At 33.3% G+C, this 24,079-nt stretch carries 25 protein-coding genes; 22 read left to right on the forward strand and 3 right to left on the reverse strand.

Translation table 11 applies throughout. From position 1 onward, the window contains the following. The first annotated feature begins 123 nt into the window (after positions 1-123). From SM9_RS04925 to SM9_RS04945, 5 genes are all read left to right on the forward strand, one after another. Positions 124-1,332 carry a carboxypeptidase-like regulatory domain-containing protein gene (locus tag SM9_RS04925; protein ID WP_058739076.1) on the forward strand — a complete coding sequence of 403 codons (1,209 nt, stop codon included), beginning with the start codon at positions 124-126 and terminating at the stop codon, positions 1,330-1,332. A 170-nt stretch (positions 1,333-1,502) separates the two neighbouring features. After that, the gene (locus SM9_RS04930; RefSeq protein WP_058739077.1) at positions 1,503-1,796 is read left to right on the forward strand and encodes a hypothetical protein; all 294 of its coding nucleotides are present in this window, start codon (positions 1,503-1,505) and stop codon (positions 1,794-1,796) included. 79 nt (positions 1,797-1,875) lie between these two features. Beyond that, positions 1,876-2,391, forward strand: a complete 516-nt coding sequence (locus tag SM9_RS04935) for a hypothetical protein (RefSeq protein WP_232299187.1) — start codon at positions 1,876-1,878, stop codon at positions 2,389-2,391. Positions 2,392-2,421: 30 nt separating this feature from the next. Further along, complete coding sequence (locus tag SM9_RS04940; RefSeq protein ID WP_058739079.1) at positions 2,422-3,534, forward strand: ABC transporter permease; 1,113 nt, start codon at positions 2,422-2,424, stop codon at positions 3,532-3,534. A gap of 8 nt (positions 3,535-3,542) precedes the next feature. Further along, complete coding sequence (locus tag SM9_RS04945) at positions 3,543-4,214, forward strand: ABC transporter ATP-binding protein (RefSeq protein WP_058739080.1); 672 nt, start codon at positions 3,543-3,545, stop codon at positions 4,212-4,214. Positions 4,215-4,217: 3 nt separating this feature from the next. Here SM9_RS04945 and SM9_RS04950 read toward each other — a convergent pair whose 3' ends face one another. Beyond that, positions 4,218-5,546, reverse strand: a complete 1,329-nt coding sequence (locus tag SM9_RS04950; protein WP_058739081.1) for a DNA primase — start codon at positions 5,544-5,546, stop codon at positions 4,218-4,220. 235 nt (positions 5,547-5,781) lie between these two features. Here SM9_RS04950 and metG point away from each other — a divergent pair, with 235 nt between their 5' ends. From metG to SM9_RS04980, 6 genes are all read left to right on the forward strand, one after another. Further along, entirely contained in the window at positions 5,782-7,764 is a 1,983-nt protein-coding gene (gene metG, locus SM9_RS04955) for a methionine--tRNA ligase (RefSeq protein ID WP_058739082.1), read from the forward strand. An 11-nt stretch (positions 7,765-7,775) separates the two neighbouring features. After that, complete coding sequence (locus tag SM9_RS04960; protein WP_058739083.1) at positions 7,776-9,353, forward strand: DUF530 domain-containing protein; 1,578 nt, start codon at positions 7,776-7,778, stop codon at positions 9,351-9,353. 8 nt (positions 9,354-9,361) lie between these two features. Further along, complete coding sequence (locus tag SM9_RS04965) at positions 9,362-9,826, forward strand: hypothetical protein (protein WP_058739084.1); 465 nt, start codon at positions 9,362-9,364, stop codon at positions 9,824-9,826. A gap of 51 nt (positions 9,827-9,877) precedes the next feature. Continuing rightward, on the forward strand, positions 9,878-10,891 hold the full coding sequence (locus SM9_RS04970) for an MraY family glycosyltransferase (RefSeq protein ID WP_058739085.1): 1,014 nt from the start codon (positions 9,878-9,880) through the stop codon (positions 10,889-10,891). A 9-nt stretch (positions 10,892-10,900) separates the two neighbouring features. Next, positions 10,901-11,569, forward strand: coding sequence for a 2,5-diamino-6-(ribosylamino)-4(3H)-pyrimidinone 5'-phosphate reductase (locus SM9_RS04975; RefSeq protein ID WP_058739086.1), 669 nt, complete (start codon positions 10,901-10,903; stop codon positions 11,567-11,569). A gap of 131 nt (positions 11,570-11,700) precedes the next feature. Continuing rightward, positions 11,701-12,930, forward strand: coding sequence for an ATP-binding protein (locus tag SM9_RS04980; RefSeq protein ID WP_058739087.1), 1,230 nt, complete (start codon positions 11,701-11,703; stop codon positions 12,928-12,930). Here the strand turns inward: SM9_RS04980 and SM9_RS04985 are convergent, their stop codons facing one another. Continuing rightward, entirely contained in the window at positions 12,931-13,395 is a 465-nt protein-coding gene (locus tag SM9_RS04985; RefSeq protein WP_058739088.1) for a DUF2115 family protein, read from the reverse strand. Continuing rightward, positions 13,392-14,057, reverse strand: coding sequence for a histidinol phosphate phosphatase domain-containing protein (locus SM9_RS04990; protein ID WP_058739089.1), 666 nt, complete (start codon positions 14,055-14,057; stop codon positions 13,392-13,394). Before SM9_RS04990 ends, SM9_RS04985 begins: the two co-directional genes overlap by 4 nt. Positions 14,058-14,200: 143 nt before the next feature. Between SM9_RS04990 and SM9_RS04995 the strand changes: the two genes are divergently transcribed. The 11 genes from SM9_RS04995 (at position 14,201) to SM9_RS05045 (ending at position 23,964) form a co-directional block, all read left to right on the forward strand. Further along, entirely contained in the window at positions 14,201-15,424 is a 1,224-nt protein-coding gene (locus tag SM9_RS04995; protein ID WP_058739090.1) for an FprA family A-type flavoprotein, read from the forward strand. Between the two features lie 104 nt (positions 15,425-15,528). Next, positions 15,529-16,038, forward strand: a complete 510-nt coding sequence (locus SM9_RS05000) for a flavodoxin (protein WP_058739091.1) — start codon at positions 15,529-15,531, stop codon at positions 16,036-16,038. 104 nt (positions 16,039-16,142) lie between these two features. Further along, positions 16,143-16,439: a cupin domain-containing protein gene (locus tag SM9_RS05005; RefSeq protein WP_198144444.1), complete on the forward strand. Its 297-nt coding sequence runs from the start codon at positions 16,143-16,145 to the stop codon at positions 16,437-16,439. A gap of 39 nt (positions 16,440-16,478) precedes the next feature. Beyond that, the gene (locus SM9_RS05010) at positions 16,479-17,318 is read left to right on the forward strand and encodes a pantoate kinase (RefSeq protein ID WP_058739092.1); all 840 of its coding nucleotides are present in this window, start codon (positions 16,479-16,481) and stop codon (positions 17,316-17,318) included. Next, positions 17,315-17,830: a class I SAM-dependent methyltransferase gene (locus SM9_RS05015; RefSeq protein WP_058739093.1), complete on the forward strand. Its 516-nt coding sequence runs from the start codon at positions 17,315-17,317 to the stop codon at positions 17,828-17,830. Before SM9_RS05010 ends, SM9_RS05015 begins: the two co-directional genes overlap by 4 nt. A 161-nt stretch (positions 17,831-17,991) precedes the next feature. Next, on the forward strand, positions 17,992-18,786 hold the full coding sequence (locus SM9_RS05020) for a 2-amino-3,7-dideoxy-D-threo-hept-6-ulosonate synthase (RefSeq protein WP_083495839.1): 795 nt from the start codon (positions 17,992-17,994) through the stop codon (positions 18,784-18,786). Positions 18,787-18,795: 9 nt separating this feature from the next. Further along, positions 18,796-19,926, forward strand: coding sequence for a 3-dehydroquinate synthase II (locus SM9_RS05025; protein WP_083495840.1), 1,131 nt, complete (start codon positions 18,796-18,798; stop codon positions 19,924-19,926). Between the two features lie 9 nt (positions 19,927-19,935). Then, positions 19,936-20,493 carry an RNA 2',3'-cyclic phosphodiesterase gene (thpR, locus tag SM9_RS05030; protein ID WP_058739095.1) on the forward strand — a complete coding sequence of 186 codons (558 nt, stop codon included), beginning with the start codon at positions 19,936-19,938 and terminating at the stop codon, positions 20,491-20,493. Positions 20,494-20,497: 4 nt separating this feature from the next. After that, the gene (gene cca, locus SM9_RS05035) at positions 20,498-21,865 is read left to right on the forward strand and encodes a CCA tRNA nucleotidyltransferase (protein WP_058739096.1); all 1,368 of its coding nucleotides are present in this window, start codon (positions 20,498-20,500) and stop codon (positions 21,863-21,865) included. A 66-nt stretch (positions 21,866-21,931) separates the two neighbouring features. Continuing rightward, positions 21,932-22,480 (forward strand): rubrerythrin, encoded by a 549-nt coding sequence (gene rbr / locus SM9_RS05040; protein ID WP_058739097.1) that lies wholly within the window; start codon positions 21,932-21,934, stop codon positions 22,478-22,480. Between the two features lie 71 nt (positions 22,481-22,551). After that, entirely contained in the window at positions 22,552-23,964 is a 1,413-nt protein-coding gene (locus SM9_RS05045; RefSeq protein WP_058739098.1) for a nicotinate phosphoribosyltransferase, read from the forward strand. The last annotated feature ends 115 nt before the right edge of the window (positions 23,965-24,079 follow it).

Raw genomic sequence — 24,079 nt, forward strand, 5'->3', positions numbered from 1 at the left:
CAATTAAAGTATTTATTATTTCTTGAAGTGTGTTTTTAGAAATTATTTATATAAGAAATTTATTAAATATATAATTATTAAGTTAATGAAGGTAAGGAATTTTTATTTATTTTATGTCTAATATTGTTTATTGTTTCTATTTCTTCAGTATCTGCAAGTGCTGATTTAAATCAAACAATAAGCGATGAAAGTACGGACACAGTGGGTGCATCTTATAGTGATGGAAGTATTCTGTCAGATTCAAATGATTTTGGGTTTGGCAATATTACTCCTGATATAATTAAGAACATTACTGCAGATGTCATTGATTTGAATGTTCCTGATGTCACAAAGTATTATGGTGGTTCTGAAAATCTTGAAATTTCATTTAAATTATTTAACCAGACAATGAAAAATGCTTCTCTTAAAATAACTCTTAATGGTGTGGATTATTATAAAACTACAAATGATGAGGGAAAAACTTCCTTAGCTCTTAATCTGGATTCAGGCGTCTATGATGCTCGTGTTTCATATATGTATATTTTAACTCAAAAAGCTAAAGTAACAATCAATCCAACTGTCGAGGGAAAAGATTTGATTAAGATGTATGGAAATGCATCAAAATACTATGCAAAATTCATTGATTCTCAAGGTCAAATCTTAAAAAATACTGATGTCAAATTCAATATAAACGGTGTTCAATATACAAGAAAAACTAATGGGTCAGGTATTGCAGGTTTAAACATTAATTTAAATCATGGTGAATATATTATAACAGCCACTAATCCTGTAACAGGGGAAATGCATTCAAATAATATTTTCATATCAGTATCTATTGTGGAAAATAATGATTTAACCAAATATTACAGGAATGCATCACAGTATTCCGTAAGGCTTATGGATGATAATGGAAATCCTGTTGGAAAAGGGGTTTCAGCATTATTCAATATTAACGGTGTATTTTATAATAGAACCAGTGATGAAAATGGTTATGTAAAATTAAACATCAATTTAAGACCTGGAGATTATATCATAACTGCTGAATATAATGGATATAAGGTTTCTAACAACATTAAAGTTTTACCTGTTCTTGTCGGGTCTGATTTAACTAAACAAGTCTTTGATTTAACACCATTTTCCGTTAAATTGGTTGATGGTCAAGGTTTTCCTTTAATTGGTAAGGTAATAACATTAAATATCAATGGTGTCATGTATAATCGTACCACTGACCTTTTAGGTTATGCCAGATTGAACATTAACCTATGGCCTGGCCAATACATTGTCACTTCAATGTATGCTGAAAATGGCGCAATCACTTCAAATAAAGTAACCATTACTTCAATTTTCGGTTAATTAATTTTAACCTTTTTATTTTTTTATTAAAACTATTAATTTTTTTATAATCGGTTTTTTGTTAAAAATTTTCATGATTAGAAGATTCTTTTAACAAAAAGTTAACTTTAATAACTATTTAAATAATAATATTAATTAATTTCAAATAGGAGTCTATTATCCTGACAAAAATGGAAATCGATTTTAGTGACGAACAAATTAAAAAAATTGAAATTTTAAAGTCTAATGGTTTTACTGTTGGTGAAGCAATTGACCTTCTTTTCAATGTTCAAAATGAAATTAAAAATCAAATTGAACAAAATAACCCTGATGAAAACATATTGGAAAAAATTCAAGAATCTGATTTTGATTTAAAGATTAAAGCAGAAATTTTCAAAAAAGAGGAAATTGATCATGAAACTTATGATGAGGCAATTGAAAATGTTAAACAAAATGTAAAATGGTCAGAATTCTTTAAATTTTAATTTTTTAATAATTCTTTTTTTCTTTTTAATATTTGTGAATTTCGAATTCTATTTATATACTATTTTTTAAAATATTATTATGGAAGAAATTTTTGAAGTAATTGGAGTTGAACACTTAAAGACAATATTGTCTAACTTATCTCCCGAAGAAATTGTAAAGCCCGCATATGACAACTGGTTTCCAACCCAGAAAACAGGCCATACCATACTGGATTTGGAAACAGGTGAAGTAAGGGGCTTATCAATAGAACATAACCAAATGCCTCTTCAATCAATGATGTATATTGAGTTATATACAATAAAGTCAAGCGATTATCCAATAGAACCAGAAGAAATGTTGTCAAAAACTGAATATGAAGAGTTTATGGATTTCATGGAAGATGAACCTTCAGAATTTGCACCGGATATGGTCAGTATTTTCTGTCAGGAAAATGATATCGATGAGGATTCACGAAATATTGGGATATTGGCATACAGATTTTCAACAACAGATCAGCAAAATTATAATATGTGGGAATCAGCTATTTTAAACAAGTATTATGACAAGACCGATGAAAACCACAATCCGTTCAAGTTCAATCAAAGCAGTTTATGATGAGGGTGTTTAGTTATTAGGTTTATAACATTGATTTTAAAGAATCCTTTCAGGAATAAGACTCGCAGTGCATTATCAATTATTGGAATAGCTATTGGAATCGCAACAATAGTTGCTTTAGGACTCATTACTGCAGGAATGGAAGATTCCGTTCAGACTTCATTCAATCAGGGTGGAGCAGAAATAACTGTTACAAATTCTACAAATATCGGTGGAAGTTCCGGATTGCTTGACATGTCATTAATAAGTGATTTAAAAAATATTTCAAATGTTTCGGATGCAGTTGGTCAGCTGTCGGTAAGTGAATCCGCACAATCCTATTCGCAGTCCAGCAGACCGATGATGCAAACGAGGGTATATGGTTTTGATGATTCTAAATTGAATTTAATTGGAATTAAAGACGTTAATGGATCTATTTATAAGAACAATTCATATGATGCAATTGTCGGTGTGGGATACAGTGAATTAAATAATGTAAGCATTGGGGATAATTTTACTTTTTTAGGCCATGACTTTAAGATTACCGGAATATATGAGACTGGAAGCATCATGACGGACAATGGTGTTTATGTTTCATTGGATACTCTTCAAAATATCTCAGACACTGATAAAGTTTCATCTATTTTAGTCAAAACTTCTGAAAGCACTAATGATACAATTGTCAGCAATGAAATTAAGGATAAAAATGAGAACCTCTCAACATTAACGAGTGAGGAAATGTCTTCAATATTGGATGATGTAACAGGCATATTGAATACGGCTTCTCTTGCAATTTCAGGTCTGGCAATCATTGTCGGAGGTATAGGTGTAATAAATACTATGGTAATGACAGTATATGAAAGAACAAAAGAAATAGGTGTTTTAAAATCAATTGGATGGAAAAGTAAAAAGGTGTTGGTAATGATTATGGGGGAAACCTTGGTTTTAACAACACTGTCAGGCATTATAGGTTCCATATTTGGAATTTTAATCGCTGAAATTGGTGTCCGGCTTATTGGAACTGATGGATTTTCACTTGTCTACACTCCAGGAACTTTCATATTGGCATTCGGCATTACAATTATTGTAGGAATTATTGGCGGAGTATATCCTGCATATAAGGCATCCAAGCTTGCTCCAACAGAGGCATTGAGGTATGAATAGGTGATTTGATGGAATACAGGTTAATTAATGTTTTAAAACAGTATGATGACGGTGCTGTCACAGCTTTAAACAGAATTAATTTATATATTGAAAAGGGAAGTTTTGTATCCATCATAGGACCTTCTGGATCAGGCAAATCCACATTGTTGAATATGTTGGGTGCTTTAGATACTCCGGATTCAGGTCAGGTCATTGTAAATGGCGTTGATTTAGCTTCACAAAAGGATTTAAGTGATTTTAGAAGACATGAAATAGGTTTTGTATTTCAGCTTCATAACCTGATACCTAATCTGACTGTTCAGGAAAATGTTGAAATTCCATTGATGGATGCTAAGCTGTCACAAAAAGAAAAACATAAAAGGGCATTGCTTTTCATTGAAGCTGTAGGATTGCTTGACAAGAAAAAACAAAAGCCTAATAAGTTGTCCGGTGGGGAACGTCAAAGAGTAGCTATTGCAAGAGCTTTGGTTAATTTGCCATCTATAATTTTAGCAGATGAGCCTACTGGTGCTCTTGATACAAGAACTGGTGCTAAAGTTCTTGATGTTTTGAGGTTTGTTCATGAATCGATTAATGCAACATTGATTATAGTCACTCATGATAGGGATGTTGCACGTCTGGCCGACAGAACAATTGAAATTAGGGATGGTCAGATAATTAACGATTATTATAACAGATAATAATTATTCTTTTGCTTGCTTATCCAATTGGAACTTTTTGCGCCCATAACAGGATAGTGGATTGTTTATTCCTTTGCATGACCCGTCAGGCTTACATAATTGCGGCAAGTGTATTTTTATTTTTTCACAACTCATTGGGGTGTACCATGTGGTTTCTCCTTCGTGGTTAATGTCTATTTCACTGTGCATTCCGAATCCCAGTTTTGATATTATGTTTACCTTTTCCTGTGGCTGGTCTTCAAATAACGGTGGTGTACAGTTATCTGCAGCATCAAAAATTAATGGCAATATCTCATTTTGGGTAATGCTTAAGTCAGGATCAACATCAGAGACCTTTATGCTTTCGTCAGATGCAAATATTCTTGGATATAATCTTGCGTAAGATGCAAATGATGTTAATAGAAGCACGATTGCATCGTTACGACCTCCTGAAGATACTCCGTTTACAGTATTTTCTATACATGGGGGAAACGCTTCAGGGATTAATTTTCCTGCCTGCACTGTTCCATATATTCCGCCGCTTCCAGCATAATATTGATTGTATTTGCTGATTTCTTCTGGAATGAATTCTTTTAATTCTTCAGATAGCTTTACAATTTCAGGATGCATTTCAACTCTTGCAGACATTTCTTTTATTCTTGAAATATATTCTTCGGTTTTTTGCATTATCAGACGTGATAATATTAATTCCTTCACACTGTCTCCGACAAGTATGTTATACATTCTGTCAGGGCTTCTGTCTGAAAACTCCTCTGCATAATTGTCTAGAAATTCGTCCTGCTGAAGGATAATGTCTCCGTTCTGAATTAATAATTCGCTTAACTTAAGTTTTTTGCTAGCTATCACATCTTTCAGGGAACTCCATTTGATAGATCCGTCAACCTTGATTTCATCCAAAATCTCATCAATTATCTCTTCTCTTGTGGATGGAGTTAGTTTGGCCAGTCTTTCCTGAATCAATATTCCCTGGGATTCAATGAATAATCTGGTTTCTCTTGATCCTGTATTGAACTGTATTGCAATAGCCTGGCAGAGCACATGAAATATAACAACATCCTGTTTAAAAATAGCATCATTTGAAAGGTATTCGAACTCATTTTGATTATATTTTTTATTGTTTTTTTTCTCGATTGCCCATTGTATTCTTTTGAATGCCAAATCCTTATATGATTTTGGTATTAATGAGTCATCTGAAATTTTCTGATTTGTTGTGTGAATTACTTCTTCGATTAGGTATTCATCTTCTTTGTCTAGTTGATTTAAATCACCGTAATCCTTTATGATTTCTCTACCTTCATTTGATAATGGGTTGATATATGAAATTTCTGCCATAATTAAAGTTTTAGTTTCATATATTAAAAAATTAACTTATTTTTAAAGGCAGTATTTACCTGATGTGATTATTTTTTCTTCAAAGATTTTTAATAATTATTGCAATTAATGTCTTTTTGTTCATTAATTAATTTTCTATTTTCTAATTTCTTTTTAAGTTGCTTTTAAAAAATAATACTTTATAAACTATGAATAATATATATATTTATGCTTAAAAATTTTAGGAGAACAATAAATGAGTAAGATTTTTATTTCATGTGCACTTCCTTATGCAAACGGTCCATGTCATTTAGGTCATATCCGTTCTACTTACTTGCCTGCAGATATCTATGCAAGGTATAATCGTATGATTGGCAATGACGTGTTGATGGTTTGTGCTACTGATGAACATGGAACTCCAATTGCAGTTAAAGCAGATAAAGAAAATAAAAAGCCTATAGAGATTTCTAAAAGATACCATGACATGATTGTTCGTGATGTGGAATCAATGAACATTTCACTGGATAATTTTACAAGAACCACTGATGATATTCATTATGAAATAGCTCAAAACTTCTTTAAAGACTTGTATGATAAGGGTTTGATTTATAGGCTGGATATTCAGCAGTTATACTGTGAAAACTGTAATAAGTTCTTGCCTGATCGTTATGTTGAAGGTTTATGTCCTGCCTGCGGTGCTGAAGCTCGTGGGGATCACTGTGAAAAATGTGGAAGAGCACTTGATCCAACTGAATTAGATGAACCAAGATGTTTGACCTGTGGAAATACTCCCGTAATTAAAGACACATATCAATATGCATTTAAATTATCTGAATTTGAAGATGAATTGAAGGATTATATTAACAATAATGATAATTTGCCTGCAAATGTTAAAAACTATGCATCAAACTGGCTTAAAGAAGGCCTTAACGATTGGGTTTTAACAAGAGATATGGACTGGGGAATTCCTGTTCCTCTGGATGAGGCTGAAGGCAAAGTATTGTATGTTTGGATTGAGGCATTCTTGGGATATATTTCCTCAGCTGCCCAATGGTCAAGAAAAACAGGAATCAAATGGGAAGATTATTGGAGTGACTATGTAGTTCACTTTATAGGAAAGGATATCATTTACCACCATTCTATATTCTGGCCAGGTTTATTGACTGCATACGGATGTAAAAAGCCTGACATGATTTATGCTGGTGAATTCCTCTCTCTTGAAGGAGAAAAAATGTCTACCAGTAAAAATTGGGTTATCTGGATTGATGATTTTGTAAAGGACTTTGATGCTGACCTGCTCAGATACTATTTGACAATCAATGCTCCTTTAAACAAGGATTCAGACTTTTCATGGGACGACTTCCAAAGAAGGAACAATGATGAGCTTGCAGATGTAATAGGAAACCTGCTTCACAGAACATTTACTTTTACACACAAGTTCTTTGACGGCAAAATACCTGAATATGTAGATGCATCAGACGAGGATGTTGCATTTGAAGCTGAAATTGAAAAATTGCCTGATAGTGTTGGAGAATACATTTCCAATTATGAATTCAGGGAAGCCTTGCTTGAAATATTTAAAGTAGCTAAAATAGGAAATAAATATTTCAACGACCAGGAGCCATGGAAAGCAGTAAAAGAAAATCCACAAAAAGCTGCTAATACATTATACTTATCTAATCAATTGGCAAAATGTTTGGCATATGTTTTAAAACCATTCCTGCCAACTAAAGCAGACCAAATAGCTGAAATCTTAAAATTGGATGCTCTTGATGTATGGGATGACGCTAAGGTTTCACTTCCAAGCGGATATGAAATCGCAAAAGCTAAACCATTATTCAAAAAAATAGAAGATGATGTAATTACTAATGAAAAAGAAAAATTACAGAATAACCTAAAAGAAAATGAGGAAGATAATATGAGTGATATTATAGATATTGATTACTTTGATAAAGTTGATATTAGAATTGGACAAATTAAAGAAGCTGAAAAAATAGAAAAATCTGATAAATTGTTGAAATTACAAGTTGACATCGGTGATGAAACCAGACAAATCGTTGCTGGTCTTGCAAAATTCTACTCACCTGAAGAGTTGATTGACAGAAAAGTTGCTGTTTTAGTCAACTTAAAACCAGCAAAATTGTTTGGAACATTATCTGAAGGAATGCTTCTTGCAACCGGTGAAAGCGGAGCATTGTTATCACCAGATGATTGTGAAATCGGTGAACAAATTCAATAAATTTGATTAATATGGAAGAATCTGTCCTTGTAATTAAAGCGGAGAAATATTTAAAGGAAATTTCAAATGATGACATTAATATTGATGATATTGACGAATTTGAAAATTTCAAAAATCTCTACTTTAAGCTTGATGACAGATTAGAAAATTTAAAACAGCTTAGACGGGATATGGAAGTGCAGGGATACGGTACTCCATTCACATCCTTAAATAAATATGGAACCAAATCCATAGGTGAAGTTTCTCTTGAAGAGGTTAGTGAAAACAGTCGTCACAACCAGATATTTAGAAATAAGGCTAACGCTAAAAAGAATATTCTGGACAGGGTTAAGTCAGCTATTGATTCCCATCAAATTGCATTGGCTCACCTTGATCAGTTCGGATACCTGAAATGCGATTCCTGTTATAAGAAATATTCAGTATCTGAATACAAGCAATTGAATGGAAAATGCAGTTGCAAAAGCGATTCATTTTCATTTAAGATTAGCAGACAGAATACCTATAGGATTGAAATAATTCCATTTTTACCTTTGTCTGGTAATTATCGTGTTTTAATGGCGGATTTATCAAAATATGGTAGAAATTCATTTAAGAAAGTTATCAATGCTCTTAAACAAGAACGTACTGGACATGTAAAGACCATTTCACCATTATTTAGATATAAAGATAAGAACAATCGCTGGTTAAGAAAAAGGGCCACTTTTGACTCTGAATTCGTAGACAATTATGAAGAAGAGTTAAGAAAGAAATATGGAAAGAATGTCCGGATTGAAAAATTGGAATTCCACAGGACAAGACCTGCAATCATTGATGATAAGCATGCAAGAACTGCTGTTGCTTTAGGTTATGTTCGCTATGCAGAACGTATTATAAGCCAAATTCGTGATGATATCTTAAAAAGAAGATTGTCTGATTTTAAACGTATAAATATTTATGATGAGATAGTTCACAAGTATAACAATCACACTCCTAATTACATTGATTCATTTGATGTTGCTGAAATTGAAAAATGGAGAGCAGATAAGATTCATGAAGAGCTTAAAAATCTCAGATACCTGGATCGTCATGATGAAATAAACCGTTCACTTAAAAGGGATTTGAAAACAAGAGACACAATTGAAAAGACAATATTTGAAAATATTGCACCCGCATTAATCAGCTGGGATATATTCAAGTATTATCTGACAACATCTGTTTCAAATCGTAAGTTAACAACCGGACCGTTTCCATATATTCGTGTCGAGCTCGACCGTCAGCAAAGAAAAGTATTTGCACAGAGATTTTCTAATGTCATAGATATCCTAAATCAGTTCAGTGATATCAAGATTTTAGATGTTGACCAGAAGGATTTGATTTTATATGAAAAGTTCAAGTTTGAAAAGGAAATGAAAAATTCAAACATCAAGGTAAATCATCCTGCTTTGGGTGCTGCTCATTTGCATCTCAATAGTGGCATTGATTTGCAAAGTATTAGCAATACATTCAATGTTAATGAATCTAAAATCAAAAAGGAAATCAAGAACATTGAAAACATTAAGAATCCAAAAACGGTCAAGTCTAAAAAATTCCTTGACTTGATTAAGAAGTAGTGATTGTTATGGATGAAGATGTAACTACAATTCATATTACGGAGGTCCCTTCTTCATTTATGATTATGAATTTGCTTGAAAAGTATCCTAACCTTGAAAAGATAACCTGTTCACCAAGCATTTATGGGAGAACGTCTCCTACATACATTAATGCTTTAAAGGAACTTGATATCGAAATCGAAAAGGAATATCATTGGGGAGCATCAAAAAAACCATGTGACTATGAAGATGAATTGCTGGAATTGGCCAGTGAAGGTTATAAGGCACGTGAAATTGCTGAAATATTGGATATTACAGTAAACAGGGTTTATTATTTACTTAGAAGAAACAAAACCAAACTGAATACCAACACCAAAAAGTACGATTATGATGAAATAGAATCTCTCAGCAAATCAGGCATGAAACCTAAAGAGATTTCTGAAAAATTAGACATTCCTCTTAGAAGCGTTTATTATATTTTGAATAAGAAATAAATCAAAAATTATTTTTAACTATTAATATATACTTATATGTAAGTGATTGTTATGATGATACTACCTCAACTACCGCTGTATGTTATAGCGATAATCTGTGGGTTGCTTGCTTTTTTAGTGACTCATTTGTCAATGCCTAGAATTATTCGTAAATTGGAAAATGCTGATATTGTAGGAAAGGACTTGCATAAGTCCTGGAAGCCTATTGTTGCTGAAATGGGTGGTTTTGGAATCCTTTTCGGTTTTATCATAGGAATGTTTTCAGGTATCTATATGCATGACATATTGGTATTTCCGTTATGTGTTGTGCTTATAGTAATTCTGCTTGTAGGTATTATTGGTATCGTTGATGATTTGCTTGTCTTATCATCCAAAGAGAAATTATTCCTATTGTTTTTAGCAGGTGTTCCGTTAATATGGGCTGCACCATCCAATGTGGGGATATTATATTTGATTTCAATTCCAATAGCTATTTCTATAGGATCCAATCTTACAAATATGCTTGCCGGTTTGAATGGTATTGAATCTGGTTTGGGTATTATCTCTATTGCATCATTAACTATTTCTTGTATAATTTTAGGAAAATACGATGTAACAATCATCAGTATGAGTATGCTAGGTGCATTGATTGCATTTTTATATTACAACAAGTATCCTGCTAAAATTTTTCCTGGTGATACAGGTACGCTAATTATTGGAGCTACAATTGTTTCCATTGCTTTTATCGGTAGGGTTAAGTTGATTGCACTTATTGTTTTGATGCCGAATATTATTGATGCGGCTATGAAATTTTACAGTGCAGGTGTAATGGAGCGCCAGCAATTCAAGCCAACACAGGTCGATGAGGATGGTAATTTAATAAGGCCTGAGACAGGTTTCAAGTCTTTAATCAGATTTGTTATCAGAAGACCGATTACAGAAAAGCAGGCTGTTCGCATAATTTGGGGAATCGGTTTGATTTTTGGTATTATAGGTATATTCGTTGCATTGACTATGCCTGGCGTAATAGGTAATCAGACATTAGCAAACTTCCTTCAAATTAAAGAGATGTTTTATCATGTATGAGGTGATTTAATGAAACCTTACGTTATTTTAAATGCTGCCATGACACTTGACGGAAAAATAGTCACTGCAAAAAACAGTTCAAATATTTCCGGTGAAGAGGACTTGAAGAGAGTTCATGAACTTAGAAAGAATGTGGATGCAATAATGGTTGGAATAGGAACCGTATTGGCAGATGATCCTAGATTAACCGTTCACAAGGTTGATGCAAATCCGGAAGACAATCCTGTTCGTGTTGTAGTTGATAGCAAATGCAGAACCCCAATAGCTGCAAGGATTACCAATAAGGATGCAAAAACAATAATTGCAGCAGCTAATGAATTCAAATATGATTTTTTAGTAAGTGACAGATGCAATGTCTTCAAGCAGAGGGGAGTTGAATTCTTCTTCAGCGGTGACACAAGAGTGGATTTGACTGCATTGATGGATTACCTTGCCAGTCAGGGCATAGAAACATTGATGCTTGAAGGTGGGGCTACACTAAACTTCGCAATGATAAAAGAAGGTCTTATTGATGAGATAAGAATATGCATTGCACCGAAGGTTGTCGGCGGCGTTAATGCAAAAACATTGTTTGATGGTGAAGGCTTTGACACGATGGATGAAGGAGTTAATCTGGAGCTGACTGATTCATTTTCTTTGGGAAAAGACCTGATTTTAACTTATAAAGTTTTAAAATAGAATTTTCATTATATAAAAAATCGTTTCATATGAGGTACTATTTTTTTATTTAAATAAAATAGTATTTTATAGAAAACTATTTTATTAATTTTTTATAAATAGTATTTTATAGAAAACTAATTTGTGAAAATATGGTTGAAAGAAAATTATATTTGGATAAGATCAAATCTTTTGTAGATGTGGATTTAATTAAAATAATAACTGGTATCAGAAGATGCGGTAAATCATATTTTTTTAAATTAATTATTAATTTTTTAATAGAAAATGGAGTAAATGAAGATAACATTCTTTTAATAGATTTGGAACTTCCAAAATTCAATCATATTAAAACTAGAGAACAGCTTGATGAAATAGTTTTAGAATTTTTAGAAGAGCATCATGATAAAACTTATTTGTTTTTTGATGAAATACAAAATGTTTCTCAATGGGAAATCAGTATTAATGGATATTTCAAATTGTCTAATGTTGATATTTATATAACAGGATCAAATTCTAAACTATTATCAAAAGAATTAGCAACATTTTTGACAGGACGTTATATTTCAATTGAAATGTATCCTTTTTCTTTCAATGAATTCATTGATTTTAAAGAAGAGTTAAATCAGAAAGCTTTTTTTGAAAATGAATTCAATACAGATATTGAAAATTATTTTGAAGAGTATATTTCTTATGGTGGTTTACCAGTAACAATTGATACAAAAAATCATAAAGAAATTACTTTAAAAGATTTGTATTCATCAATATTGTTACATGATATTGTTGAACGATATGAAATTAGAAATATAGGTCTTTTTTCTAGAATTACAAAGTTTATTCTTGAAAATATTGGAAATTTGATTTCCGCACATTCAATATATACTTATTTAAAACATGAAAAAATCAACATTACTAAATCAACTATTTATAATTATTTGGAATATCTTCAAAATGCTTATATTTTATCAAAAATAACAAGAGAAGATTTAATAGGTAAAAAAGAAATTAACGGTTCTGAAAAATTTTATATCATGGATCAGGGTTTTTATAAGTCCCAACTTGAAGAAAAGCAACTTAATATCGGAAGAATCCTTGAAAATATTATATATCTGGAATTATTAAGAAATGACTGTAAAGTTACCGTTGGTACTATAAACAATTATGAAATTGATTTTGTATGTAAAAAAGATAATAAAAAATTCTATATTCAAGTTGCATATCATTTATATGATGAAAAAACTATTGATAGGGAATTCAGACCTTTAAAGCAAGTTGATGATAACTATCCAAAGTATGTTTTAACAATGGATAGGCAAGATTATTCAAGAGATGGAATTGTGCATATGAATATAATTAAATTCTTAAGAGAATTTTTCTATGAATAGTTAAAACATTCCAAAATAGCCCAGATTTTTGCAGACACAGTATTTGCAAAGTGAACGCTTGTCATTTATTGCTTTAATTCGTGTTTTGCAGTAATAGGAACCATTTTCTTCATAAACTTCATCATTTCTGTTTTCACTATATGGGTGTAGAGGTTTTTTAGCTATTAAAGCCAAGTATAATGACAGATACTTTGTAAACTCACGGGCTTCAATGTCTCCTCCGGCGTAGGTGTCAAAATAGTAATTGATGTCACCTTTCATTTTGTTGATGACACTGTCATTCACATCAAAATCGCCCTTAATTTCCAGTGAATAGATTTCATCATAGGCTTCGGAGTTGTATTTGGCTAATTTCTTAACAAGAGGATCTCTGTACCTGTCGTCTGTTACCTTATTTCTTAGATATTCAATAGGATAATCTTTCAGTTCTTTTCTGATGATTTTTAGAAGTTTGGATGCCTTCATAATATTCCTTTGCTTTTGAGTAATTCACGAGGATTATCGACAATGGCTTTCATTGCTTCCTCATCACTCAATCCTGCTCCGCGAGCTATTTCATATGATTTATCGAATGTTATCAAATCATCCGGTGAATGGGTGTCAGTATCAACAATCAGCTTGTTTCCCACTTCACGGGCAATGCTTGCAACATGACCGTTTCCAAGACAATGTCCTTTACGTGCACTGATTTCTAAATAAATATCATTTTTAAGTGCAAGTTCCGCTTCCTCTTTTGTTATCAAACCGGGATGGCCTAAAATGTCAACATATTTTGATTTCACTGCTGCTAAGTTTGTTCCTGGTGTCACTGGTTCGTTTAATGTTTCACCGTGCACAACTACAATTTTAGCACCCAGTTCTTTTGCTCTTTTAGCTATTGCATCAATGGATTCGGTTGGTGCATGTGTTACTTCAGCTCCCAATACGACGGTAATGTCCCAGTTTGAGTTAATGTCATCTATTGCTGCTTGTATTTTTGGAATTTCTTCAACATTATAATAATCAATATGGTCGGTAATGGCTATAACTTCATGATTTAATTTCAAAGCTCTTCTTGCAAGCTCTGAAGGTAATAATTCTCCGTCACTAAATAAACTGTGCATATGTAAATCTATTCTTTTATTCATATGATAACCTCTATATTTTAAAAATCTATTATTATTTTTATATCATTTATAATATAAATCAATGTGAGAATTTTTGACTACTTTTATATATTAACAGAAATATATTTTTATATAATAAAACTTTTTTATAGGAGATTATTATTATGAAAGCTAAAGCGGCAAAAATTGCAGAAGGTGTTTACTGGGTTGGTGTTCTCCATTGGAACAGCAGAACTTTCCACGGATATGGAATTCCAGGAACTACCTATAATGCATACTTGGTATTTGGTGGCGAAAAAACTGTATTGATTGATAATGTCTATGGCGGATTAGACAATCAGTTATATGCAAGAATTGAGGATGCATTTGCTCAGGAAGGAAAAGATATCCAAATTGATGTCTTTGTACAGAACCATTCTGAAATGGACCATTCAACTCATTTAAGAGAAACCATTGAAAAATACAATCCTGAAGCAGAAATATACGCTTCCCCTAATTGTGCTAAATTTTTAGAACAGCAATATCATAATTTCGGAGATTTAAAAATCAATACCGTTCAGACTGGTGATGAAGTGGATATCGGTGGCAGAACATTAGCATTTGTATCTGCTCCTATGTTACACTGGCCGGACAGCATGTTCACATTCCTGGTTGAAGATGGTATTTTGTTCTCAAATGATGCATTTGGTCAGCACGTATGTCACTCCAAAAGATTTGATGAGGATTACTCTTTAGACATTTTAGAAAAAGAGGCTCAAAAATATTATGCAAATCTTGTTACATTAGGTTCTCCAATGCTTAGGATGAAATTGCAGGAATTAACAGACAACGGCATTGTTGATCAAATCAAAATGATTGCTCCATGCCATGGTCAAATCTGGAAAAACCCTAAATTCATCATTGATTTGTATGCTAAATGGGGATCTGGAGTATGCAAAGATAAAATTACTGTTATTTATGATACTATGCACCATTCAACTGAAAAATTAGCTTTCCAAATTGCAGAAGGTATTGCCAGTGAAGGTGTTGAAGTTGCAATGTACTTTATGCAGCATGATGGACCTGATGATGCCATTACTGATATTTTAGACAGTAAGGCTATTGCTTTAGGTGCACCTACCATGATGAACAAGCCTTTCCCACGTATTGGTAATATGATATACTGGCTAGACTGTGTTAACTTTGCAGGAACTACCAGTAATAAAAATGCTTTAATATTCTCATCCAAAGGTTGGGGTGGAGGAGCTGTCAAAAAACTCCAAACCGATTTGGAAGCTGCTGGATTTAATGTAACTGACACTTTGGATGTTACTTTCGTTCCGGATGAGGATGTTTTGGAAGAAGCATTCAACAAGGGTGCAGAGCTCGCAAGATCCATTAAAGAATAATTTTATTTTATTCTTTTATTTTTTTCAATCATTGATTGTTGTGTTTCGCAACATTTATATATTAAATGTTTCAAATATATATTTAACAAAAGAAGGTGTAAATTATGGCAAACAGTTTGGTGATTTATTTTTCCCGTTCAGGTGAAAACTACTTCGGCGGAGAATTAAAAAACATTGAAAAAGGAAATACTGAAGTTATAGCAGAATACATTAAAGACTTGGATGGGGCTGATTTATTTAAAGTAGAACCTGCAAATGAATATCCTGCAGATTACATGAAATGTATTGATGTAGCCAAAAAAGAACAGCAAGACGATGCAAGACCAGAAATCAAAGAAACATTATCCGATATAAATGATTATGAAGTAATTTACATTGGTTTTCCAAATTGGTGGGGAACTCTGCCGATGCCTATGTGGACTCAATTGGAACAATTGGACTTCACAGGAAAAGTCGTAAAGCCATTCGTTACTCATGAAGGCTCAGGATTTGGATCATCTCAAAGAGATCTGGCTAAACTCTGTGACGGTGCAGAAATCAAAAAAGGTTTATCCATTCCCGGTGCAAATGTTTATGATGCAAAAGACAGTGTAGCTCATTGGGTTGATGAATAATGAGTGAAGAAATTCTTTTTGGTAAAGGGGAGGAAAATCCCTTCGGTGAGTTTTTCATTGGAAAAAGCTATCTCAATATTTTGGCATAGGCAGGTGAAGTTCTGGTGGCAAATGTCACTTTCGAGCCGGGATGCAGAAATAACTGGCATATTCATCATGCTGAAGAAAATGGTGGACAAATTTTGCTTGTAACCAAAGGTGAGGGATGGTATCAGGAAGAAGGAAAGCCTGCACAGAAGTTAAAGCCTGGGGATGTGGTCTCCATACCTCCAAATGTAAAACATTGGCATGGTGCATCAAAGGATTCTGAATTTACCCATATTGCCATTGAAGTTCCTGGTGTCAACCCTGAAAACGAATGGTGTGAAGAAGTTTCCGATGAGGAATATGCGGCATTGTAATGAACAAGTTTAATATCAATCATCACCATATTTTTTATTATGACTATTTCATTTTTCGTACCTGCACATATTACCGGTTTTTTCAGTATAGAAAATAATACAGACCCTTTAAAAAACGGGTCTTTAGGTGCAGGCTTTCTGCTTGATCGAGGAGTAAAAACTACTATAAAAGATTCATCTGAATTCAAAATTAATGTTAATCAGGGTAGTGACATTGTAATCAATGAGGTTTTAAAGCATTTTAAGATAAATGCTCCCTTCGAAATCACACAGGATATTCAGCTTCCAATAGGAGCAGGATTTGGAACTTCTGCAGCTTCTGCATTAAGTTTATCGTTAGCATTAAATGAATTCTTCGACTTTGGATATTCATATGAGGAATGCGGTCAGATTGCTCATATGGTTGAAGTTTCTCTTGGAGGAGGTTTGGGTGATGTTATAGGCCAAACTGGATCTGGAATGGTTTTAAGAACATCTCCTGGTGCACCGGGGGTCGGTAGAATCGAATCATTTGATGAAGATTTATTTGTAGCCACAAAATTTTTTGGCGAAATTGATACGGCATCGATTATACGAAACCCTCAGCATAAAAAACTCATTTCCAAAACTGGTCATGAATGTCTGAATGAATTTATGCAAGACATCTCTGTTGGTAAATTTTTAGAGCTTTCCTTAATATTTTCTCAAAATACAAAATTAATGACAGATGAAGTCAAATCTTTAGTTGATTATTTTAATTCTTCGGATGATATTTTGGGTGCTTCAATGGCGATGTTGGGAAATACTGTATTTGCCTTTGCATATAATGAAAGTGCATTTAAAAATTTAAATATTAAAAACCTTGATATAGATAAACTATACAAAAAGAGGCAATTATGATAAAGTTATCCTATGATGTCAACGATTACAGAAGGCAAATCAGCGAAGCAGTAAATGATGGGGACTGCATAATAGAGCTTGGATGCCATACAGGTAACACTTCAAAAGTCATTTTACAGAATGATGTTAAATTAATAGCTCTGGATAATTCTCCTGAAGCTTCAAAGGAAATGGATAAGTTGGATTTGACTTTTATAAATGCTGATGTAAGGCTTCATGACACATTATCTGAAGTCTTTAAAATAACTCAAAAATGTGATATCTTGGCTATTGATTTAGGCGGGGGATATCATCCGGATACTGTTTTTAAGGTATTCTACATATGGTCTTCCACTTTCAAGCCAAAGCACACATTCATTAGAAACAGGGGTCTTGTTGAATTTTACAATTCAATATCTGAAGCAAAGGGTGATTATAAATCTAATGATGGTTTTTTGGATTCATATAAGGACAGCGGCATTCCTCCACAAATAAAGGAATTTGATTTGTGGACTCCTATGCTAAAAAAATAGCATAAATTTAATTATTTCTTATTTTTTTCAACAGTTATTAATTCAATTAATTATTTGATGTAATATTAAAAATACATTATTTAAAAAGTACAAAAATGAACAATTAAACTATATATAAAAGCAATAATATAGTATATAGTGTTATTTTTTAAGAAGGTAATATAATGATTGGTAAAAAAATACGTTTAGAAAGAATTTTCAATAGGAATACTGGAAGAACAGTCATTGCTCCTATGGATCACGGTGTTTCCAGCGGACCTATTAAAGGAATTGTAGATATTGATGACACTGTAGAAGAAATTTCCCAAGGAGGGGCAGATGCAATATTGATGCATAAGGGAATTGTTCAAAGAGGTCACAGAGGATACGGTAAAGATATAGGTCTTATTGTACACTTATCCGCAAGTACCTCCCTTGCACCTGATCCAAATAATAAGGTAACAGTAACTTCTGTTGAAAAAGCAATCCAATTAGGTGCAGATGCAGTTTCCGTGCATGTAAATCTTGGAAGTGCAACAGAAAGTGAAATGTTACAGCAATTAGGTGAAATCGCTGAAACATGTGATTACTGGGGAATTCCATTATTAGCTATGATGTACCCACGTGGCCAGAAAGTTGAAAACGAAATGGATGTTGAATTCGTAAAGCATGCCGCACGTGTAGGTTCAGAACTTGGAGTTGACATTGTAAAGACAAATTATACCGGTGATCCTGATTCATTCAGGGAAGTAGTTGAAGGCGCACTTGTACCTGTAGTTATTGCAGGAGGACCAAAAGTAGAAACTGATGAAGAATTGTTGACTATGGTTAAGGACTCTTTAAGCGTTGGTGGAGCAGGTGTAGCATTTGGACGTAATCTTTTCCAAGCTGAAAACCCTGGAAAAATTACAAGAGCAATTTCAGAAGTTGTACATAATGATTTAGAAGTTGAAGAAGCTTTAAAATTCTTAAAATAAGGTGATGTAATGCAAAATAAATTCGCTTGGATAATGACTCCAGACCTTCCGTGGGATGACAGAAAGGAAATGATAACAACAGCACTGGAATCAGGAATTGCTTATGTATTGGATTTGGAGTATAGTCAAAAAATCCGCAAACTTGGAAATGTAAATATCATTTCCGATGAAGATGATGCTGACATTTATCTTGTCGGAATCGATGGAGAAGGTGACGGGTCTATTGATTTGAGTGAAAATTTAGCAGATTCCAAAGATTTAGCTGCTGCAAAAAAGGCTAAAAACGATGGAAAAACTGTTTGTGCATACATTAGAATCACTGATAAATTACATGAACAACTTGCAGTAAAATTAGGACCAATCGTAGATTATATTATTCTTATAGGAACAGACTGGACGATAATTCCTCTTGAAAATATTATAGCAGATCTTCAAAAGGTTGATGTAGAGATTATTGCTGCTGTGGCTGACAGGGATGGTGCTAAATTAGCACTTGAGACTTTGGAGCATGGAACCGATGGTGTAATATTTGAAGCAAATGATTTTGCGCAAATTAAAGAGATTGCTGATGAAGTAGATAATGCATCCCGTGTCAAATATGAATTGAAAGTAGCTACAATAACAAATGTTAAGCCTTTAGGGTCAGGTGACAGGGTATGTGTCGATACAACAGACATGATGCAGCCTGGAGAAGGAATGCTCATAGGTTCATATTCAAAATCAATGTTTTTAGTTCATTCAGAATCATTGGAAAGTGAATATGTAGCTTCAAGGCCATTCAGAGTAAATGCAGGTCCAGTTCAGGCATATGTTATGGTTCCTGGAAACAAGACAAGATATCTCTCTGAACTTGTTGCAGGAGATGAAGTATTGATTGTAAATACAGAAGGGGAAACCCGCACTGCATATGTCGGAAGAAGCAAAATTGAAAGAAGGCCATTGATATTAATTGAAGCTGAATATGAAGGCAAAACAATAAGAACATTGCTTCAAAATGCTGAAACAATCAGAATTGTTGATGCTGATAATAATCCTTTATCCGTTGCGGATGCAAAGCCGGGGGATAAAGTTAAAGTATATATAGAAAAAAGTGCAAGGCACTTTGGTATAGCTATTGATGAAACAATAATAGAACAATGAGGAATATTGATGTCACAAATCAGAGCATTTCTAGCAATTGACTTGGATGATGATTTAAAACCAAAGATAAATAAAATCATTCGTGAATTCAAACAGATTGACGCTAACATTAAGTATGTGGATTTGCAGAATCTGCATTTCACTTTAAAGTTCTTTGGAGATATTGATACGGAAGGTATTGATTTAATCTCTGAAAAAATAGAAAATGTCATAAAGGATTTTGATTCATTCACAATTAAAATAAAAGGTTGCGGAGCATTTCCAAATAAAAATCGCATAAAAGTAATTTGGGTAGGTTTGGATGAAGACGAAATCCTAAAAGACCTTCATGATAAACTGGATAAGGAATTCAATTCCATAGGCTTTGATTTGGACAGAAAATTCTCATCTCATTTAACAATAGGACGAATGAAATCCGCAAAAGGCAAGAATAAAGTTAAAAATACAATAGAAACATATAACAATATCGACATAGGAACAATGGATGTTAACTTAATCACATTAAAGAAAAGTACATTGACTCCATCAGGACCAATCTATGAAGATTTACTGGAATTTAGGCTATGATTAAATGGATTATAAACTTATTTTAGATGAAATTAAACCTACTGAAGATGAAAAGAATAGGGTAAGGGAAGTTTCTGGAAAACTTCTTGAATTTATAAACGATAAGTGTCATATTGAAGGTATTGATGCTGAAGCGGTATTGGTGGGATCAGTTGCTAAAAAGACTTATCTTCGCGGCAAATCTGACATAGACATTTTCATAGCTTTTCCGTTGACTACTGATAAGAAAGACCTAAAGCAGATTGGGCTTGATTTGGCGCACCAGTGCTGTGATGTATTCAATGGTGAGCCTCATCATCAGTTTGCATCTCATCCATATGTAACAACAGAAATTGAAGGATTTGAAATAGATTTTGTCCCTTGTTATAGGATAGATGATGGAAGCCAGCTTAAGTCTGCTGTTGACAGGACAATTCTTCACACGAAATATGTTCAGGCAAATCTTGATGAAGGACAGAATTATGAAGTCTTGCTTTTAAAGAGATTCATGGATATGACTGGTACTTATGGGTCTGAATTCAAGGTTGGTGGATTTGCAGGATACTTATGTGAATTGCTGATAATAAAATACGAAACTTTTGAAAATACATTAAAAGAAGCATCAAATTGGCAGTTCGGACATGTCATTGACTTGAAGGATTACGGTACCGCTAAAATGTTTAAAGATCCATTGGTTTGCATTGACCCTACAGACAAGAACCGTAATGTCGGTGCTGCATTGAGGCTGGATAAGTTTTCCCAGTTCATACAGTCTGCCCGTAATTATTTAAATTCTGATAAAAAAATTGAATATTTTTATCCTTTGAATAAATCTTTAGATAAAAATGATATTTTAAATGAATTTAAAGTTCGTGCCAGCAATGTAATAGCTATCGGGTTTGACATTCCACAGATTCCATTGGATACATTACATCCTCAGCTTAAAAAGACTGCCGACTCTCTGAAAAGAGAATTGAATAAAAATGACTTTTTGGTATTCCAGCATGATTACTGGACGGATGAGGAATCTCATGCAGTAATATTGCTTGAATTGGCAGTATCCGAACTGAATAACATTAAGATTCATGATGGACCTAAAATATATTACAGGCAAGCCTGTGATAATTTCATTGAAAAATTCGGTCTTGAAAACTGTTATCTTTTGGATGATGTGCTGGTTTATAATGCAAAAAGGGAATTTACTACACCAGAAAGCTTTATTTCCAATCTGCTTACAAAAGAGCATATTTCAATCATTAAAGTTGGAAAGAATCTAACAGAACCTATATTAAACAGTTATAAAATTTATGATATCGGTGATTTGGCAGATGATAATGACTTTTTAATATTTTTAGATGATTTTTTATATCCTAATCAGCATATCAGGCGTTAGGTAACCAAACCGTCACCAAATGCTTAAATACAATAAAAAAGCCTTTTTAATTTACAGGTGATTAATATGACTGTAAATTTAGAAGGCAGTAAAACTGAAAAAAATCTTTTAAAGGCTCTTCAGGGAGAGGCACTTGCCCGTGTAAAATATGAGTTTTACTCAAGCAAGGCAAAAAAAGACGGATACGTTCAATTATCTGAAATTTTCAAAGAAGCTTCAGATAATGAAAAAGAACATGCAAAGGTATGGTTCAAGCTATTGCATGGTGGTGAAGTTAATGATACTTTATCCAACCTTGATGAGGCTATTGAAACTGAAGAGTATGAATGGTCTGATATGTATATGAATTTTGCTCATGACGCTAAAAAGGAAGGCTTCAGTGATATTGCTCATCTTTTTGAGTTAACTGCAGCAATCGAAAGGTCACATGAGCGAATCTACAAATCCTTTGTTAAAAATATTAAAAATGATTGTGTGTTTGAAAAACCTGATGAAATTGTCTGGAAATGTGGAAACTGCGGTAATTTGCACTATTCCAAAACCGCACCGGAAACATGTCCGATGTGTGATCATCCGCAATCATACTACAGAAAATTAGATGAAAGTTACAAGTAATCTAATTTTTCTTTTTTTCATAAATTATATATCATACTATTGACTAAAAGTATATTCAAAAAGTTGATAATATGATAGAGAATAATATCTGTTTATTGACTGATTCCTATAAGATAACCCATCACTACTTCTATCCAAAAGGTACAAAAAAGATATATTCTTACCTTGAAAGTAGAGTTGGAGCTGAGTTTAATAAAACTATATTCTATGGGCTTCAGTACATAATCAAAAAGTATTTGAAAGGTAAAGTTGTAAGTCAGGAAAAGATTGACGAAGCTGATAATCTTATGCAGACTCATCTTGGAGAAGGTATTTTTAACCGCGAAGGCTGGCAGTACATATTGGACGAATTTGATGGAATGCTTCCTATTGAAATCAAGGCTGTTCCTGAGGGAACTCCTGTTGATGTGGGCAATGTATTGATGACAGTTGAAAATACTGACGATAAATGTTACTGGCTAGTGAATTATCTTGAGTCATTGCTGTTGCAGGTATGGTATCCATCCACCATTGCTACATTATCTGCTGAGGTAAGAAAATTGGCCAATTTCTATTTGGATGTTACGGGTTCAGATAAAAGCAATCTGGATTTCATGTTGCATGATTTCGGTTATCGTGGAGCAACATCAACAGAATCATCAATGCTTTGTGGATCCGCTCATTTACTGAGTTTTTCAGGTACTGACACAATTCCTGCATTAACGATACCTGAAAATTATTATAATGACTCAGAAGTATATGGATTTTCAGTTCAGGCAACAGAACACAGCGTCATGACCTCCTTGGGTCAGGATGGTGAAATTCAGCAGGCATTGAATGTCATTGAAAATGCAAAGAACGGTATTCTTTCCATGGTTATTGACAGCTATGACTATAGAAACTTCCTGATACAGGCATCAACTGAAGGAAGCGAACTGAATGATGCAATCTTGAAATTTTTATCCGTCGACGGCAATAAGGTTGTCTTCAGGCCGGATAGCGGTGAGCCTGTATCTACAACCATTGACTGTTTGAACATATTGGAAAGTGGTTTTGGAAGCTATGACACTGAAAGTGGATATAAGGTGTTTGATGCTAACATTGGCCTTTTGTGGGGAGATGGCCTTAACTATCACAAGATTAGAGATATTCTCTTTGCAATGAAATCCAATGGATGGGCTGCTGAAAATATTATCTTTGGTATGGGCGGAGGGCTTCACAGCTCTGTTAATCGTGATACTCAGCGCAACGCCTTCAAATGTTCTGCACAATTGAGGGATGGTCAATGGTTTGACATCTTTAAAAATCCGTTGGACTCCAGTAAGAAATCTAAAACAGGTAGATTTAAACTTATTGAAGATGATGGTTCTTTTAAAACAATTTCAATTGATGATGAGGGTGATGACATTCTTCGCACTGTCTTTAAGGATGGAAAACTGCTTGTCGATGAAAAATATTGTGATGTTAAATTGAGGGCACAAAATTATTCCAAATATTCAATTTAATTTTTCATTCACTTTTTTTTAAATTTTTTATCATTTTCATCATATTTTTTTATTTTTATAATTATTCCTTCTATTTTCTATTTATAACTTGGTTATTATGGATATTGTTCATATT

Origin of the sequence: Methanobrevibacter millerae, assembly GCF_001477655.1 — an archaeon.
GTDB classification, from domain to species: Archaea; Methanobacteriota; Methanobacteria; order Methanobacteriales; family Methanobacteriaceae; genus Methanocatella; species Methanocatella millerae_A.